11 protein-coding genes are annotated in these 15,220 nt (G+C 62.1%); 7 read left to right on the forward strand and 4 right to left on the reverse strand.

The features are described 5' to 3' along the window. Positions 1–51: 51 nt before the first annotated feature. From rbsK to hpt, 4 genes are all read right to left on the reverse strand, one after another. Positions 52–972 carry a ribokinase gene (rbsK, locus tag PLL20_14685; GenBank protein ID HPD31235.1) on the reverse strand — a complete coding sequence of 307 codons (921 nt, stop codon included), beginning with the start codon at positions 970–972 and terminating at the stop codon, positions 52–54. 8 nt (positions 973–980) lie between these two features. Next, complete coding sequence (locus tag PLL20_14690) at positions 981–1,991, reverse strand: GRP family sugar transporter (protein HPD31236.1); 1,011 nt, start codon at positions 1,989–1,991, stop codon at positions 981–983. A 231-nt stretch (positions 1,992–2,222) separates the two neighbouring features. Beyond that, complete coding sequence (locus PLL20_14695; GenBank protein HPD31237.1) at positions 2,223–2,915, reverse strand: PH domain-containing protein; 693 nt, start codon at positions 2,913–2,915, stop codon at positions 2,223–2,225. Between the two features lie 28 nt (positions 2,916–2,943). After that, a complete protein-coding gene (gene hpt / locus PLL20_14700; GenBank protein HPD31238.1) occupies positions 2,944–3,546 on the reverse strand; it encodes a hypoxanthine phosphoribosyltransferase in 603 nt (200 codons plus the stop codon). 88 nt (positions 3,547–3,634) lie between these two features. Here hpt and PLL20_14705 point away from each other — a divergent pair, with 88 nt between their 5' ends. The 7 genes from PLL20_14705 to PLL20_14735 all read left to right on the forward strand — a co-directional run bounded on the left by PLL20_14705 (position 3,635) and on the right by PLL20_14735 (position 15,186). Continuing rightward, positions 3,635–4,792, forward strand: coding sequence for a glucuronyl hydrolase (locus PLL20_14705; GenBank protein HPD31239.1), 1,158 nt, complete (start codon positions 3,635–3,637; stop codon positions 4,790–4,792). Between the two features lie 329 nt (positions 4,793–5,121). After that, positions 5,122–7,389, forward strand: coding sequence for a hypothetical protein (locus PLL20_14710; GenBank protein HPD31240.1), 2,268 nt, complete (start codon positions 5,122–5,124; stop codon positions 7,387–7,389). Positions 7,390–7,425: 36 nt separating this feature from the next. Next, positions 7,426–8,352 carry an ABC transporter ATP-binding protein gene (locus PLL20_14715; protein ID HPD31241.1) on the forward strand — a complete coding sequence of 309 codons (927 nt, stop codon included), beginning with the start codon at positions 7,426–7,428 and terminating at the stop codon, positions 8,350–8,352. A gap of 139 nt (positions 8,353–8,491) precedes the next feature. Then, on the forward strand, positions 8,492–9,577 hold the full coding sequence (locus PLL20_14720; GenBank protein HPD31242.1) for a hypothetical protein: 1,086 nt from the start codon (positions 8,492–8,494) through the stop codon (positions 9,575–9,577). After that, the gene (locus PLL20_14725) at positions 9,574–10,725 is read left to right on the forward strand and encodes a hypothetical protein (protein HPD31243.1); all 1,152 of its coding nucleotides are present in this window, start codon (positions 9,574–9,576) and stop codon (positions 10,723–10,725) included. Before PLL20_14720 ends, PLL20_14725 begins: the two co-directional genes overlap by 4 nt. A 25-nt stretch (positions 10,726–10,750) precedes the next feature. Then, on the forward strand, positions 10,751–12,610 hold the full coding sequence (locus PLL20_14730; GenBank protein ID HPD31244.1) for an ABC transporter permease subunit: 1,860 nt from the start codon (positions 10,751–10,753) through the stop codon (positions 12,608–12,610). A 149-nt stretch (positions 12,611–12,759) separates the two neighbouring features. Then, on the forward strand, positions 12,760–15,186 hold the full coding sequence (locus tag PLL20_14735) for a carboxypeptidase regulatory-like domain-containing protein (GenBank protein HPD31245.1): 2,427 nt from the start codon (positions 12,760–12,762) through the stop codon (positions 15,184–15,186). Positions 15,187–15,220 lie beyond the last annotated feature (34 nt).

Here is a 15,220-nt window from a genome sequence, read left to right on the forward strand (position 1 = left end):
AGCACACATAGCGCGGCAGGTCTCGGTCGCTGCGGCGACCTCGACCGTGCCCTACGCGGAGGCCATGAACTGTTCGATATCCTGCCTTCTTGGGGCCGAAGGCTGGGCTCCCAGCTTGGTCACGGAGAGTGCGGCAGCGGCGTTGGCAAAACGCACTGCTTCCTTAAGCGCCCGCCCCTCGGCCAGGGCGACTGCCAGGGCACCGTTGAAGATGTCACCCGCGGCCGTGGTATCGACCGCCTTAACCTTGAAACTGGGGACCAGTTCGGCAGAGTCCTTCGCGGCCACGAACGTCCCGGTTGGCCCCAAGGTGATCAGCACCGTCTGGATCCCCTTGGACATCAGTACCTTCGCTGCCTCGGCGGCGCCCTTTGTTCCTTCGACCTTTACACCGGTGAGCAGTTCCGCCTCCGATTCGTTCGGCGTCAGGATCGACACGTGCTTGAGCAGATCGTCACCAAGGGGCTGAGCCGGGGCCGGATTGAGAATAACGCGCACGCCGGCGGCGGCAGCCATCTCGGCCGCGGCCTTCACCGTGTCCAGAGGCGTCTCCAACTGCATGAGTAGGATATCCGCGGAGGTGATCGCCTCTCGTGCCTTGGCGACGTCTGCGGGCGAGAGTCGCCCGTTGGCCCCGGAAGCCACGCCGATGCTGTTCTCGCCGTCCTTGGCGACGAAGATCAAGGCCACGCCTGATGGGGCTTGCGGGTCCCGGACGACGTAGTCGACGTTGATCGCGTCCCGCATGAACCCGCGGATAGCCTGGTCGCCGAACATGTCGTTGCCCACGCGGGCGACAAAGACGACCTGTCCGCCTGCTCGGGCGGCGCCGACGGCCTGATTGGCGCCCTTGCCCCCGGCGGCCATGGAGAACTCGCCGCCCAGGATCGTCTCACCCGGCCGGGGGATGCGATCCATTTGCAGAATCATGTCCGTATTCGAACTGCCGACGACGCAAATACTCCCTGCCATCGTTCACCTCACGCGTTCGCGTACACGATCAGACTCAGTCCGGCGATGAAAAACACAAACATCAATGCGAGCAATCCGTTGGTGCCTTTCGGCGCGGTCTTGAATTCTCTCCAGATGAAGACCCCCCAGAAGGCGGCGATCATGGTCGCCCCTTGCCCGAGGCCGTACGAAATGGCGTAACCGGCCCGATCGCCCGCGATGATGGCGAACGACATACCGATACTCCAGATGATGCCGCCGAGGATGCCGACGATATGCAGCCGTGGATTTCCCTTCTTGAAGTAGTCCCCCAAGGGCACGGGTTCGCCGACAAAGGGCTTGGCCATGACCAGGGTGTTGAACAGGAAGTTCGACAGGAACAAGCCCAGAGAAAAGAAAAAGAGCGCGCTGTAGGGAGTCAACTTGCCTGCCTGGGCAGGCTCGTTGATTTCGGCAATAGGTGGCATCGCCGCGGCCACGAGGTAGAAGAACAGGCCCATCAACAGACCGCAGACGACCGAGAGGGCAATACCCTTGCCCAGCGTTTTCTGGCCCTCTCTTGGCAGTTTGCCGTAGGCGATGGCGTCGATGATGATGGCGATGACGACTCCGGCGACTCCCGCGAACAGGAAACGCGGATCGCCCTTCGGATCTCGTATGTGATTGACGATGACGCCTTCGACCAGTGCGAGGCCGATACCTATCGGGAAAGCGACGGACATGCCTGCGATGTCGATGGCCGCGACCAGGAGAATGTTGGCGAGATTAAAGACCACGCCGCCCAGGAACGCGAGCCCGATCGCCGTGCCGCTGGCTTGTCCCAGATCGGCAAGGAAGGTGCGGCCGGCGGAGCCCATACTGCCCAGTGTCAGGGCAAAGATGATGGTGAGCAGCAGCACACCGATCGAATAGTCCCAGTAGAACAGTTGGAACCGCCATTCCTTGCTGGCCAGTTTCTGAGTGTTGGCCCAGGAACCCCAGCACAACATGGTGATGACGCACATGACGACGGCCACGGCATAAGACTCGACGACAAACATGTGTTTGCTCCTTGTTCAGCGGACGATAGTGCTCCGGTAGGCTACAGGAACTTGGGGGAAAGTGAAAGTGGCCGGGCCAAGCCGACTCGGGTGGGTGGCCATTCGGGCGGTTGTTTGAGGACCGCCAGCGCAGGCGACGGGTCGAGCCGCTGCGGGGCCCATACGGTCGCGGTTCTGACAGAACGGGGACCGCAGTTTCTGCCCGCCGGACGTGTCACCGGCATGGCCGGTTCAGATCCCGCTGCCGCCCGGTCGTTGGGCCCGATGAATGGCGGATCGGACGCGTTCGTGGAGTTCGAGGGGGTTATTCACATTAATCCATGACGCCTCCACGCCGCCGGTCCCGGCCGTGGCAAAGGAGATCGTTCCCAGCCGGGTCAGGCGTTCATACCAGGTCAGCGTCACGTAGGTATTCTGTATCTTGGTGAGGGAACACTCGAACAGATCGACGTTGAGGATTCCGGTAAGCCGCATGATGCGGCGGTTGGTCAGGACGTAGAGACGGGATGCCCACTGGAGCACGGCCAAGGCGACGCGGCCGGCGGCCAGAATAGCGGCGGCTTTAATGATCATCGCCGCGTTGACTTGTGGAGCCAGTTCGGCCAACCAGCCGGCCGCGAGAATCAGCGCCAGAGCCGCCATCAGCCAGCGAAACGAGACAAAAACCACAAACCAGAGAGAGGGTTTGATCGCCAGGATGACAATCTCATTGCCGTCGAGCAGGTGGGCGGGCAGGAGATTGGCGGCCTCGAGCGTGTGACCGTGGCTGCCGTGAGCCTGGGTGTATGGGGCCTCGAGGGTGCGACCGGAGAAGCCGGAATGAGGAAATCCGAGTGACGGAAGAAGTCCGGAATCCGAATGACGGATCCATGGGGCTTGTCCTGCCCCTTTGTCAGTCTCATTCAGGCGTTGGGGTTTCGACATTCGTCACTATCTCGTCATTGGGGCTTCGTCATTCATTGGTGATTGGGGCTTGGGAATCGGTCATTTCCGCCGCCCCGCTGTTCCTCCGAGCATAGATTTCCTCCCGCAGAACCGCAATATCGGGGAGGTTACGATATTGATCGTCGAAATCCAGGCCGTAGCCCACAACAAAAGCGTCTTCGATGTCAAACCCGATGAAATCGGCCCCGACGTCGGGAGGGGCCTTGGCGGGCTTGCGTAACAGGACGCAGGTTCGGATTGAACGGGCCCCGGCCTTTTCCAGGCGACGTCGGACCATCCGGAGCGTCCCGCCGGTGTCCAGGATGTCGTCCACCAGCAATACATGGCGTCCGGCGACGTCCGTATTGAGGCCGTGAATCACCTTCGGCTTGCTCGGGCTGGTTCGCGGCCCGGCATAGCTGGAAACCATGATGAGTCCGACCTTCATCTTGAGCGGCAACTGCCGCATGAGGTCGGCGACGAAGATCAGCGCTCCCGACAGAATCGTGACAACCGTGATGCCGGCATCCGCATCGCCCTCGTACGTGCGGGCAATTTCGTCCGCCAACTCCTTCACTCGCTGGGCGATCTTATCGCGGGAGATCAGAATCCGTGCGATGTCCGGGTGCATGGGCGGCATTCTACTCGATTGATTACATCTTGGCGCTCCGCTAGTCTTTCCGCGACTGCCGAGGTGGCCGGATCGCGCGAGGAATACGATGGCCAAACGCAAGGAACCCCAGATTCCGACGCCGTTCGATGCGGCGTTTGAGTTTGCCGGTCAGCAAGTCAGGCGACTGGTCGAGCGGTACCCTGACCAGTTCGTCGCGCACACGGTCCAGGGACGCTGGGGCATCGATCCGTCGGCCTGGTCAGGCAGCTTCAATGGTCTTTTGCCGGGGATGATGTGGATCCTCCACGAGGTCAGCGGCGAGGCTTGGTGGGCCGAGACTGCCGAACGATACAGCCGGGCCGTCGAGCCTCTGAAAGCACTGCCTCAGGTCGGCCTGGGCCTGGTGTTCTACCACGGAAGTCATCGGCGCTGGCATGAGGCAACGGTTCGGGCCGCTGCTCCGCAGGCGCGCGTGGTGGAGGTGATGCAGGAAGCCGCGCGGACGCTGGCCGGCCGCTTCAGCAAGAGTGCCCGCTGCCTGATCATGGACCCGGCGGCGCCGGTCCTGGCAATCGAGGACCTGATGAACGTACCCCTGATCCTGCACACGGCCGACTTGTCGGATGACGACTGGTTACTCACCATCGGCAGCCAGCACGTGGCCACTTCTCGCCGCCATTTGGTTCGGGGAGACGGTTCAACCGTCGGGTTCGCCCTGATGGGAGATCACCGCGAATGCACGATTCGGGCTGACCGGGCCGGTTGGCAACAGGATTCCTGCTGGGCTCGCGGGCAGGCTTGGGCGGTTTACGGCTTCGCCACCTGCGGACGGTTGCTGGGGTTTGGCCCGTGGCTGGAGACTGCCCGACAATGTGCCTACTATCTGATCGAAAAGCTTTCCGGAGATCCGATCCCACCCTGGGACCTCGACGCATCCCCAGGGTTAGCGTTGCCCCGCGACAGTTCCGCCGCCGCGATTGCGGCCGCCGGGTTCCTGGAATTGGCACAGGCCGAGCAGACCGTCGGCCCAGAGCAGGCTCGCCAGCGCCAGTACCTTCAGGATGCGGCGCTTCGCATCCTGACCGCACTGTGCGAGCCTGAGTACTTGGCCATTGACGATCCAAACTGGGAGGGAATCCTCAAGCACGGTGTCGGGGATCTGGAAAAGGGCTTGGCCGTCGATGAGTCGGTAATCTGGGGCGACTTCTTCTTCATCGAGGCCCTGTACCGGGTCAGGCGTCTGCTCCGCGCTAAGCGGCACTGAAAAACAGGGACCGGTTCTCTCGAAACAAACCAATGCCGTGCTCGTCTGTATATCATGTGGGAGGGATCATCTGCCTGCAGGCGGAAAATCGCTCAGGTTGAGAAGCGAGCCCTCGCTACTGTACAATATGGTGTCCGACGAAAACCGCATACACTGGGAGTAATGCTTGGTCACTCACAATGAACAGATGATCGCCGGATTCGTAGATTAAAGCAGCAAGGCATAGACGAGGTCGTTCAAACCTCATGACCGGCCAGCGAAAAAACGGACTCTTGCCTGCTTGTTGCGTCGCAGCCGCCATCGCAGCCTTGTGGTGGCCCACTGTGGCCATGGCCGTTCATCTCACCGGTCGGATCATCAGTGTCGGTTTTTCGTCAACGGACCCTTATGGGCAGGATCACGGTCGCTGCCACTACAAGCTCGGGCGATGGACACCCATTCGTGTGGACCTGACCAACCATGACGGCGACCTTTTCAGCGGGTGGCTCGAAGTCCGACAACCGGATCGCGACGGCGATCAGGTGGTGGCCCGCCGGCAGATTTCTATACGGGACAACAGGCGAGCCTTTCTCTACGTGCCGGCGGCTCGAGGCGCCCGGGACGTGTCCTTCAACGTTCGTGTAGTTTCCGCCGAGGGCTCGCTCATTCCCTTGTTCAATGAGCAGAATGAGAAGATGCTGGAGCTGGCGCCGGAAGACCAGATCATTCCCGTGAATCCCAGGACGCTGGTAATCCTGGATATCAGCGAGGGCGGTCTGAACCATCTCCGCAACCTTACCAAAGAGACGACGTCGGACAGAGATCTGATCGTTGCCCGATGCGCTCCCGCTGAATTGCCCGATCTGGTGGCCGGGCTGGAAATGGTCGATGTGATCGTTTGGGACGGGGCGGACCCATCGGCATCCATCATGGATCTGGGCCAACGCGAGGCGCTGATCGAGTGGGTTCGCCGGGGGGGCAGGCTTGTTCTGGGCGTCAGCAAGAACTGGGACATCATCAACCGCAGTGCCTTCGGCGAGATGCTTCCGGCGCGTCTGAGCGAGGTGACGAGCACCACCTCTCCGAAGGTTTTCTCGAAGCACGCTTGCGAACTGCTGTTCGGCAACGCGGAGCCGGCCATATCCAGCCTGCGGTCTCCCCTGAACTTCTGCCCCATCGCGCGCGGCGCGCTTCTCCCGGATGCGGAATCGATCATTCCTTTTGAGAAGGCCGAATCGGTTGAAGAGAACATTCTGGCGGCCTCACGGCCTTACGGTCGCGGCCGGGTGGTACTGGTCGCCGCGGAGATGAGAGAGCTGTTCCAGGTCGGCTCTTATTCGGAGTCATTTCTACGTCAGGTCGTCAGGATCAGGCCGGCACCGGCGCCGCGGAGCACGCCGCAGGGCGGGTTCGGGGGCTCCGGGCCGATGCGCGACATCGACCTGCACGGTCTCGTCGAGGAAGCCACGGATTTCGACGTCGCCGCAAGTCTTTATTTTCTATTCGCCTTCCTGTTCGTGGTGGCGTACATTGTGGTGGCGACGTTCGGCAGTTGGACGTGGCTGAAGAAGAAGAGGCTGGTTCGCATGTCCTGGCCCGCCTTTGCCGCAGTGAGCGTCGCAGCCAGCACGACCAGCCTTCTGGCGGTACGTTTCGTGCGCGGCATCGGCAACAGTGTGGAGTGTTTCACGGTGGTCGACGGGAAAGCCGGGTCTCCGGACGTCGGAGCCGTCTGTTACCTGGGCATGAAGACGGCGACCTACAGCAACGTGGACCTGGGCATACCGGGCAACTGGCTGGACATCGAGAACTCGCCGCCGATTCCCGCGGCGATCCGGCCGAGGTGGTACGAGGAGCTGTACCCGACGGGCGAGTCGGTCTATGCGGCGGGCGCGGAGTACATAGCGGCGCCGGTGGCGGGCCAACTGCATGACGTTCTGTTCCGGGCGACGGCCAAGGATTTCGAAGGTCATTGGAAAGGCACGATGGCCGGCCGACTTGACGCCGCCTTGTACCGGGACGCGGGGACGTGGACGGAGCTGAGCGGAGAAAGCTGGATCGAGAACAAGCTGGGCGCCGATCTGGACACCTGCTGGCTCTTTATCGCGGCACGGGGCTTCTCCGAAAACGAAACCCGTGACAACCGGATCTACTGTTACCACTTCAAGGTCCTGCCGAACGGCAAGAGGATCACGGTTGAGTCGGTGCTCAAAGGAACCGAACGGCTCTTCAGTTCCCGAGCCACGGAGTGGGCGAGATTGTTCGGCTATGGCAGGGACGCCTACTACTATGGGGGTTATGCCCAGCGAGAGGAAGAAAAGATTGACGTCCGCAGCGACAAGTTTACCAGCGGCATGCTGCTGCTGACCTTCTTCGACGAGATCAATCAGGCGGATGAGGGCTTCAACAGACTGGACCGCTCGCAGGGGCGGGTGCTCGACCGGTCAAGCGAACTGACGCGGGACACCGCTTTGTTCGTCGGTTTTGCCGATGATCCCGGACCGGCCCGGCTGTGCTGGCGGAGAAGCGGGAGCAACGAAAAGTGGAGGCCCATCGAACCCGATCACGCGCGAACCATGTACCGGTTCACGATCCCGATCAGGGGCACGAGGGGATGAGGACGGGGTGCAAGAACCAAGCGGGCCTGAGTGATGATCATCGAGACGATCAACCTGACCAAGCGATACGGCGACCTGGTAGCGCTGAATAACCTTCACCTGAATATCGAGGAAGGCGAGTGCTTCGGGTACATCGGGCCGAACGGCGCGGGCAAGACGACGACAATCAGGATTCTGGCGACGCTGTTGCAGCCGACCTGGGGCGAGGCCCGCATCTGCGGCCACGTGGTGGGTTATCAATCGCGCAAGATCCGCCCGCTGATCGGCTACGTGCCCGACTTCTTCGGCACCTACGCCGACATGGTGGTCGTCGAGTATCTGGAGTTTTTCGCTTCGGCCTACGGCATCACGGGACACCAGCGGACCAAGATCGTGGGCGACGTGCTCGAGTTGACCGACCTGAGCTACAAGCGCGACGCTCTGGTCGACTCGCTCTCGCGCGGCATGAAGCAGCGGCTGAGTATCGCCCGGGTGCTGCTGCACGACCCGAAGGTGCTGTTGCTGGACGAGCCGGCCAGCGGCCTGGACCCGCGGGCCCGCATCGAAATCCGCGAGCTGCTCAAGGAACTGCACCGGATGGGCAAGACCATCCTGATCAGCTCGCACATTCTGCCTGAACTGGCCGAGCTTTGTTCGACCATCGGGATCCTTGAGCGGGGCGAACTGCTGTTTCACGGCCCGGTGGGCGAGATCACCCGCAGAGCCAAACGCGGCGTCCGCGTGCAGATCCGCGTGCCCGACAAGATTGACATCGCCGTGGATACGCTCCGCCGACTGGACGAGGTCAAGAACGTGCAACAGGACAACGGCTTCGTCTCGGTGGAGTTGAAGAACGAGATGCACGATTTCAGTTTTCTGGCCCGGGCATTGATTGAGAAGAACCTGGCGATCCAGGAGCTTCGTGAGGAAGAGGTCAATCTCGAAACCGCGTTCATGCGTCTGACCAAGGGGATAGTTCAATAGGAACCGTTGCGGCGACCTTTCCGGGAGTCGGTCTCAGACCGGCGGAGAAGCCGCGGGTGGCGTCCCACGGACAGGCCGCCAACAACACCCGACGTCTGACCAACAGACCGGTTCAACAGCAACTGCGATAGGGGGAACCATGATGATTCCAAAACGTTTGCGGCCCGGACTGCTCGTGCTGCTCGCCGTTTCAACGGCGGGGGCACAACAACCCGGAGCCGGGCCGGGCAACGCCGACCCGATGGACCGGCCGACCGAAGCCGGGTTTCGTTTTACTCCGGGGATGGCTCGGATCTTTGCCAGTGCGTGGACCGGTCACCTGACGGGCCAACTGGGCCTGGATAAGTCGAAAGCCGACGAGGCCGCGGAGAAGATCGCCCGCCGCTTCATGCAGATGATGCACCAGATTGACGGTCCAGGGCAGGAACTGATCGAGCGGTTCATGGAGGAGCAGATGTCGGCCGCCGCCCGCGGCGAGCAATCGTTCATTCCGAGAGGATTCGGTAAGGAATTCGGCGAGCGGGTTGTCCCGCTGGTCCCGGCAATCCGCGACATGGCCCGCGGCACGGTCCAGGACATCCGGCCCATGCTTCCTCTCAAGCAACAGCTCAAGCTCGCCGGCGAGATGATGGCGTTCAACAAGGCTCTTGATGCCTTTGAAGAACGGATGCGGCAATGGGCTGACGGCCGGGCCGACACGACGCGTAACCCGTTCGAAGACCCCGATCAAGAGATCAGACTCGATGAGCAAGGGCAGTCGCCCGACCTGAAGCGGGCCCGCCAGCAGGCCCAGATCGCCATCGACAGGGAACCGACCGCAGCCTGGGAGAAATACGTCAATGATGCCAAGACGTTCTACGGTTTTGATGAATCCCAGTCGGCGACGGCCGACTCGGTTCTCCGCGAATGCCTGGAGCGGGCCGACCGGATCCGGGCGGACCAGCAGTGGCGTGCCAAGTCCCACCGCAACCGGGTATGGCAATCGATGATGTTTCGCCTGCCGAACGGCTGGAACCATCCTTTGAGGCCTTTGCTGGACCAGGAGCAGACCGACCTGAACTCCGGCTTCAGGGCGATCGAAAACGATCTCAAGACTCGCATCGACCGCATTCCCACACCGTCGCAACGACGCGCGGCCGAGGAGAGAATGGAGTCTCTCTTGTCGGAAAAGGGATTCGACCTGAAGCCGGCGAATGCCACGGCTCCGGAAGGAGGTGCCCAATGACCCGGCTCACCTTGATTCTGACGTCGGCGTTCGCGGTGTTGGTCGGTCCGGCGCTGGGGCAGGACGACGAAATCACCCCGGATGAGGCGACGCAACTGGAAACGCTGAACCAACAGCCATCCGTCTCCCAGGCCCCGGGCGAAGACGTGATGCGTCCCACAAAGCACGGGGTCCGTCTGACACCCGGATTGGCGCGGGCATTCGCCGGCGTCTGGATTCGTGAGACGCTCGAGAGGGATATCGGCGCGACGCTCTCGGACGAGCAGAAGAGAACGCTGAGCGAAACGATCGCGCGGAAGATGATGCGAATGGGGCATACCCATGGCGGCAAGGTCGCCCCGCTGCTGGAGTTTGCTGTCGAGAACATGGGGCCCGGCCAGCGAAACATCAAGCCCGACAAGGCTAGAGAGTTTGCCGAGAAAGCCAAGGAGACGATACCGGTCTGGCGAGAGCTGTTCAGCAGCATGACCGACGACTGCCGACCGTATCTTAACGAGGAGCAGTTGAAGGAAATCGAGAAGAAGCAGCGGGAGATCGAGCGGGCTCTCGACAAGTTCGATGAGCGCATGGATCGCTGGGCACGCGGCGAGGTCAAGGAGGGAGAGGGGCTTTTCGATGACCTTGAGAATGCCTTGGAGGACGAATCGGTCGACGGGCGGGAAAGCCGCGGCAAGCCCAGGAAATCGCCTGAGGTGAGGTCGGCCGAGCAGAGAGCCGTCTGGTCCACCCGGGATCTGGATCCCGCCAACTGGATTGAGTTCCTCAATCAGGTGCGGCAGACTTTCAAGCTGACCGACGAGCAATACGCCAGGGGGCGGGAACTGCTCAAGGACTATACCGCCAGAGCCAAAGCGCTCGCCACGCCCGAGTGGCGGGAGAAGGTTCGCAGAAACCGCGCCCTCCACGGTCTGGGCGTCACCATGTACAAGGAGTCGCCGGCACCGTGGCTGTTTCATCTGGACCAGGAATACAACGAAATGGCCAAACCGGTTCTTGAACTGCGGAAGGCCTTTCAGTTGGAGGTCATGGGGCTGGTGACTTGGGAGCAGCGTGAGGCGGTGCTTGCCGAACTGCGCGAGTTCGGCGAGAAGCACGGCATGACGATGGACGAGGCGGATATCCGGTTCCCGACGACACAAACGCAGTAAGCGGTAAGGTCGAGGCGCTGAGACGATGGCAGAGGTGACCCGGAAGATTCTCGCGGACGTCGGTCTGTGGCTCTGGCGGCTGGTGCCGGCCAATCCGATCGTGCTGCGGGTGGTGAGCATGGGCAGCAAGCGAGCGTCCCATTTCTGGGCCCGCACAGGTTATCTGCTGGTCATGCTCTTCGTCGTGCTGATCGTCGCGCAGACCGTGAAGCACGGGGAATCACTGGGCGAGCTGGCCAAGTCGTCAGCGAGCACCTTTGAGGCAATCTCGGTTCTACAACTGGCGATGATGTGTTTTCTGGCGCCGGTCTTCACCGCCGGTGCGATTTCGCAGGAGAAGGATGCCGAGACGTTCAACGTGCTGCTGACCACGCCGCTGACCAACGCCCAGATCGCCCTGGGCTCGTTGATGAGCCGGCTGTTCTTCGTGCTCAGTCTGCTGCTCTCGGGGTTGCCGATTTTCTGCATTACCATGCTTTACGGCGGCGTCACCACCCGGCAGATTTTCATCAGCTTCGGCATTGCCGCCTGTACCGCCCTGGTGACCGGGGCGCTGGCCATCACGATCAGCATGATCCGCGTCGGCACGCGGGGGACCATCCTGTCCTTTTACGCCGGTATTGCGGTGTATCTGTTTGCGACCCTGGCGTTAGGGCTTTGGCCGCGAACGCACGTGCCCGAGTCGATCTTGCCCGGCAGCAGGACGGGCATGAGCTGGCTGTCGGCGTTCAATCCCTTCCTGGCCCTTCTGGTGGGGCTGAAGAGGGTGCCGCCGCCGGCACCGGCCCTGGTGGACCACTACGGGTGGGCGTTATCCTGGGTGGCGTCGGCTCCGCACATGGCGTACATGGCGATCACATTCGGGGCATCGGTGGTCATGATCGCCCTGGCAACCGTTTTCGTCCGGCGCGGCGTCAAGCAGGCCGAAGGCAGCTTGTTGCAACGCGCGGTCTTGCGGGTCCTGCGGAGGAAATCAACCGAGGGTGAGCGTCGTCGTCGGCCGCGGCACGTCTGGGCCAACCCGGTAGCGTGGCGCGAGGCGGTCACCCAGGGCAGTGCCGCCGGCAACCGCCTGGTCTACTACGGGTTCATCTTTGCGGGCATTTCGGCGGCCGTCGTGCTGCTGGTCTTTCACAACAGCGGGCGACTCGCCAACCCGGGAGCCACGGCAGAGCAGATGGCCAATGCCGCTCGCGACTGGCTCACCGGCATCGTGATGGTCGAGTTCGTCACCGCTATTCTCATGGCTCTCAACACCGGCGCGACCGCCATCAGCCGTGAACGCGAGTCGGGTACCATGGAATTGATGCTGGTCACGCCGCTGGAGAGTGATTACATCATTCGTGGCAAGATCCGCGGCTTGATCAGCTTTACCGCGCCGCTGATGGCCGTCCCGGCGGGCACCGTCCTGTTGATGGCCGTCAACGACCTGGTCCAGGGGTCCGATCCGCCGGTGGTCAACCTGATGTCGGCGATACTCCTGCCCGCCCTGTTGTTGGTCTATTCGGCACTGGCCTGCGTGGTGAGTCTGCAGACTTCGCTCAAGAGCAAGGGGTCCGTCCAGGCCATCATTCAGAGCATGGGCATCATGACGCTGGTCGGGTTCGGGCTGGGCGTCTGTGCTTACGGGGCCCTCGAGACGATGGAGCAGATTGCCGGCATCACCGGGCCGCTGACCTTTGTCATGTCGATCTACATGGTGCTGAACCCTCATCAAATGACCAGCGACCGCTATTCCAGGTTCGGGGCGACCGAGGCCGAAGTCATGGCATATCTCTTTGTCGGGACGGTCATTGCGATCTTTCTATACGGTGGCATCGTCACGGGCATGTATCGGTCGATGGTCCGCAATTTCGACATGATCGTCCGTAAGCAGTCGAAGTAAGAAGAACTCTGTGAAATGGGGCCTGCCAAGGCGAGTCGGCGTCCGCCGGGTTCGTGCTCCACATTTTTCCACATTGGGCTATCCGTATGATATAATGACCGTGATTGGTCCGACTCGGCTCGCGGAGACCGAACTGCGGAGGACATCCCATGTGTCGCAAGCTTGCGCGAGGCACCGTGCTCGTGGGGCTGGCCGTCACATTCATCGGCCGGCCTGCGGAGTCGGGGTCGATCACCGGTCGTCGGGAAGACCAGTATGGCGATGGTGTGCACGAGTCGCTCATCTGGGCGGTCGGGGTGGGGAACAATCCAAGTGGCGCTCACGGCATTGCCCTGGCCTGGTGGGGAAACTTCAGCATTAACAACCTGCCGGCAGGCCAGTACTACCTTGCGGGCAACGCCCATGGCGTCGCTCCGCACGCGATTCTGGATTCACCCATCACCGTCCCAGCTTGGGGATCTGTCGAAGTGAACCTTCGCGATCGCATCACCATGAACAGCCAGGGCCTGACGGACTTGGACTCCTGCCGATGGGCGGCACAAACGTTCATCGCTACGGGGCGTGGTCTGGACGAGGTCGCTGTGATCTCGCCGGACGGCGGAAGCCGGGTGAGCATCAGCGTGCGCGAAGACGTCCCCGAGGGACGACAGATCGGTCCGGCTCGGATCGTGACCAACGGGAGCCTATTCCCCGCGGGTGCCCGCTGGTTGCCGGGAGAGGTGCCGCTGATTCCGGGACGTCGATACGCGCTGCGTCTGGACGGCGTGGGGGGAAGCACTTGGACGCCGGCAGTTGCGTACCGGCCGCACGGTTACCCGAATGGTCACGCGTGGTTCGACGGCGTGCCGGTGCCAGAGGCCGACCTGAAGGTGGCCATCTCCTGCCTGGACACCGGCTTTATCGAAGATTACAGCGTCAGCAACTGGTGGCGGTCGAAAACGTTCCGCGAACTGCTGCAAACCTTCATTCCTCAAGGCAGTGAGCTGCGTGTGGCACAGATGATGCTCGCGGGTGAGGGTGGCTTTGTGATGCGGGCCGGCGTTCACCAGTGGTCCGGCAGTTATCCGCCGGGGAATCAGGTGGGAGTCGCCAAGCACGCCGAGATGTCCAAGGACCTGCCGCAAGCCTTCGTGTGGGGCCCCGGCGAGGCCCCGCTCACGCCGGGCCAACCCTACGCGGTCCGGTTTACTCGGGCCGACGGGCAGCCCTTTGCCATCTACGGCGATTCGGACAATTACCCTGAGGGGCAGGCCTACTTTGACGGCGTGCCCGACGGGGGAATCGACATCAACGGGACGTTCGTTACGCGGGAGGCCGATCGCGGCGAGATTGTCTTGAGCAATCTGGTCATGACGCCGATCTCCGGCACTGAGGTGCGTGCAATCTTTGAGACGGACGTTCCGACAACCGCGACGATCGCCTGCAAGACGGGCTCGCCGCCCTTCGACACGATCTGGCCGGCGGATCAGATTGCCCGCCAATTACATGACGTCGTGATCCGCCACCTTCAGCCCAGCACCACCTACGACATGTGGCTTCTGGCTCACCACCCGGACCGCAATGTCCTCAGCACCCGTGCGACCCCTGTTGTCGTCACCACCCGCAACGAATTCGCACCGTTCGCCGGGCATATCCGCAGTCAGACCGGCCCGGTGGCGGGGGCCGAAATCATCCTTGAAGAACGCAGGCTGACAACGTTCACGGATTCACAGGGCGGCTTCATCTTCACAAACGTTCCCACCGGCCGGCAGACACTGAGAATACAGGCGGTCGGCTGCGCGAGCGTCGTGCAGGACGTGGATGTGACCGCCGACGGCCAGGGTTTTGCGGACATTTCGACGACCTCTTACACGAATCTGCTGGCCGGCAGCGACAACAACCCGATGGCCGGTTGGACCGCGTTTGGGAGCTTCAACGGCGAGTTCGACAGCGGTTCGTACAGTGTGACGGCTCGGACCGGTCCGAAATGGATGGGCTATGTGGCGAACTGGCCGAATATGTCCCAGGGCGAGCATGGCGGCGGGATCTTCCGCACGATGACCGTGGAGCCCGGGCGGCGATACCGCTTCGGCGGGTTTATTCGGACGCAGGCGTTCGGATCCGATCATGATCCGATCGACGGTCTGGCGGTTGCTCGTATCGGGGTCGATCTCACCGGCGGAACGGATCACCACAGCCCCAACGTGAAATGGGCAAGGATGCGGTTCACCAGCGGCCAGTGGGTGGAGCAGACCGTCGACTTCACCGCCGAGGGGCCGGTCGTCACGCTGTTTGCACACCACAAGTGGGAGTATTTCTACGAGACGCCGATCTGGTATATCGCGGCCTTTGACGACTTGTGGCTGGGGCCGGCCAGGCTCGCGATTCCGGATTTTGACTGCGACGGCGACGTCGATCAGGAGGATTTCGGCCGATTTCAGCAATGCCTTTCAGGCCCGGGCAACATGCAAGGCCGAACGGATTGTACCCTTGCCCGACTGGACGTGGACGAGGATGTGGACCAGCAGGACATGGTCATCTTTCTGGAATGCTTGAGCGGGGCCGGTCAGCCGACGCCGGCGTCGTGCAATCAGTGAGGAGCAGCGGCGAGGACGCTGAAACAGGGATTTC

This window comes from Phycisphaerae bacterium (assembly GCA_035384605.1).
In the GTDB taxonomy this organism is placed as follows: Bacteria; Planctomycetota; Phycisphaerae; order UBA1845; family PWPN01; genus JAUCQB01.

What these genes read in the sequence shown, in the direction of transcription:
- hpt (HPD31238.1), bottom strand. Translation starts at nt 3,546, where the DNA reads ATGCACCCGGACATCGCACGGATTCTGATCTCCCGCGATAAGATCGCC.
- PLL20_14695 (HPD31237.1), bottom strand. Translation starts at nt 2,915, where the DNA reads ATGTCGAAACCCCAACGCCTGAATGAGACTGACAAAGGGGCAGGACAA.
- PLL20_14735 (HPD31245.1), top strand. Translation starts at nt 12,760, where the DNA reads ATGTGTCGCAAGCTTGCGCGAGGCACCGTGCTCGTGGGGCTGGCCGTC.
- PLL20_14720 (HPD31242.1), top strand. Translation starts at nt 8,492, where the DNA reads ATGATGATTCCAAAACGTTTGCGGCCCGGACTGCTCGTGCTGCTCGCC.
- PLL20_14690 (HPD31236.1), bottom strand. Translation starts at nt 1,991, where the DNA reads ATGTTTGTCGTCGAGTCTTATGCCGTGGCCGTCGTCATGTGCGTCATC.
- PLL20_14730 (HPD31244.1), top strand. Translation starts at nt 10,751, where the DNA reads ATGGCAGAGGTGACCCGGAAGATTCTCGCGGACGTCGGTCTGTGGCTC.
- PLL20_14710 (HPD31240.1), top strand. Translation starts at nt 5,122, where the DNA reads ATGGCCGTTCATCTCACCGGTCGGATCATCAGTGTCGGTTTTTCGTCA.
- PLL20_14725 (HPD31243.1), top strand. Translation starts at nt 9,574, where the DNA reads ATGACCCGGCTCACCTTGATTCTGACGTCGGCGTTCGCGGTGTTGGTC.
- PLL20_14705 (HPD31239.1), top strand. Translation starts at nt 3,635, where the DNA reads ATGGCCAAACGCAAGGAACCCCAGATTCCGACGCCGTTCGATGCGGCG.
- rbsK (HPD31235.1), bottom strand. Translation starts at nt 972, where the DNA reads ATGGCAGGGAGTATTTGCGTCGTCGGCAGTTCGAATACGGACATGATT.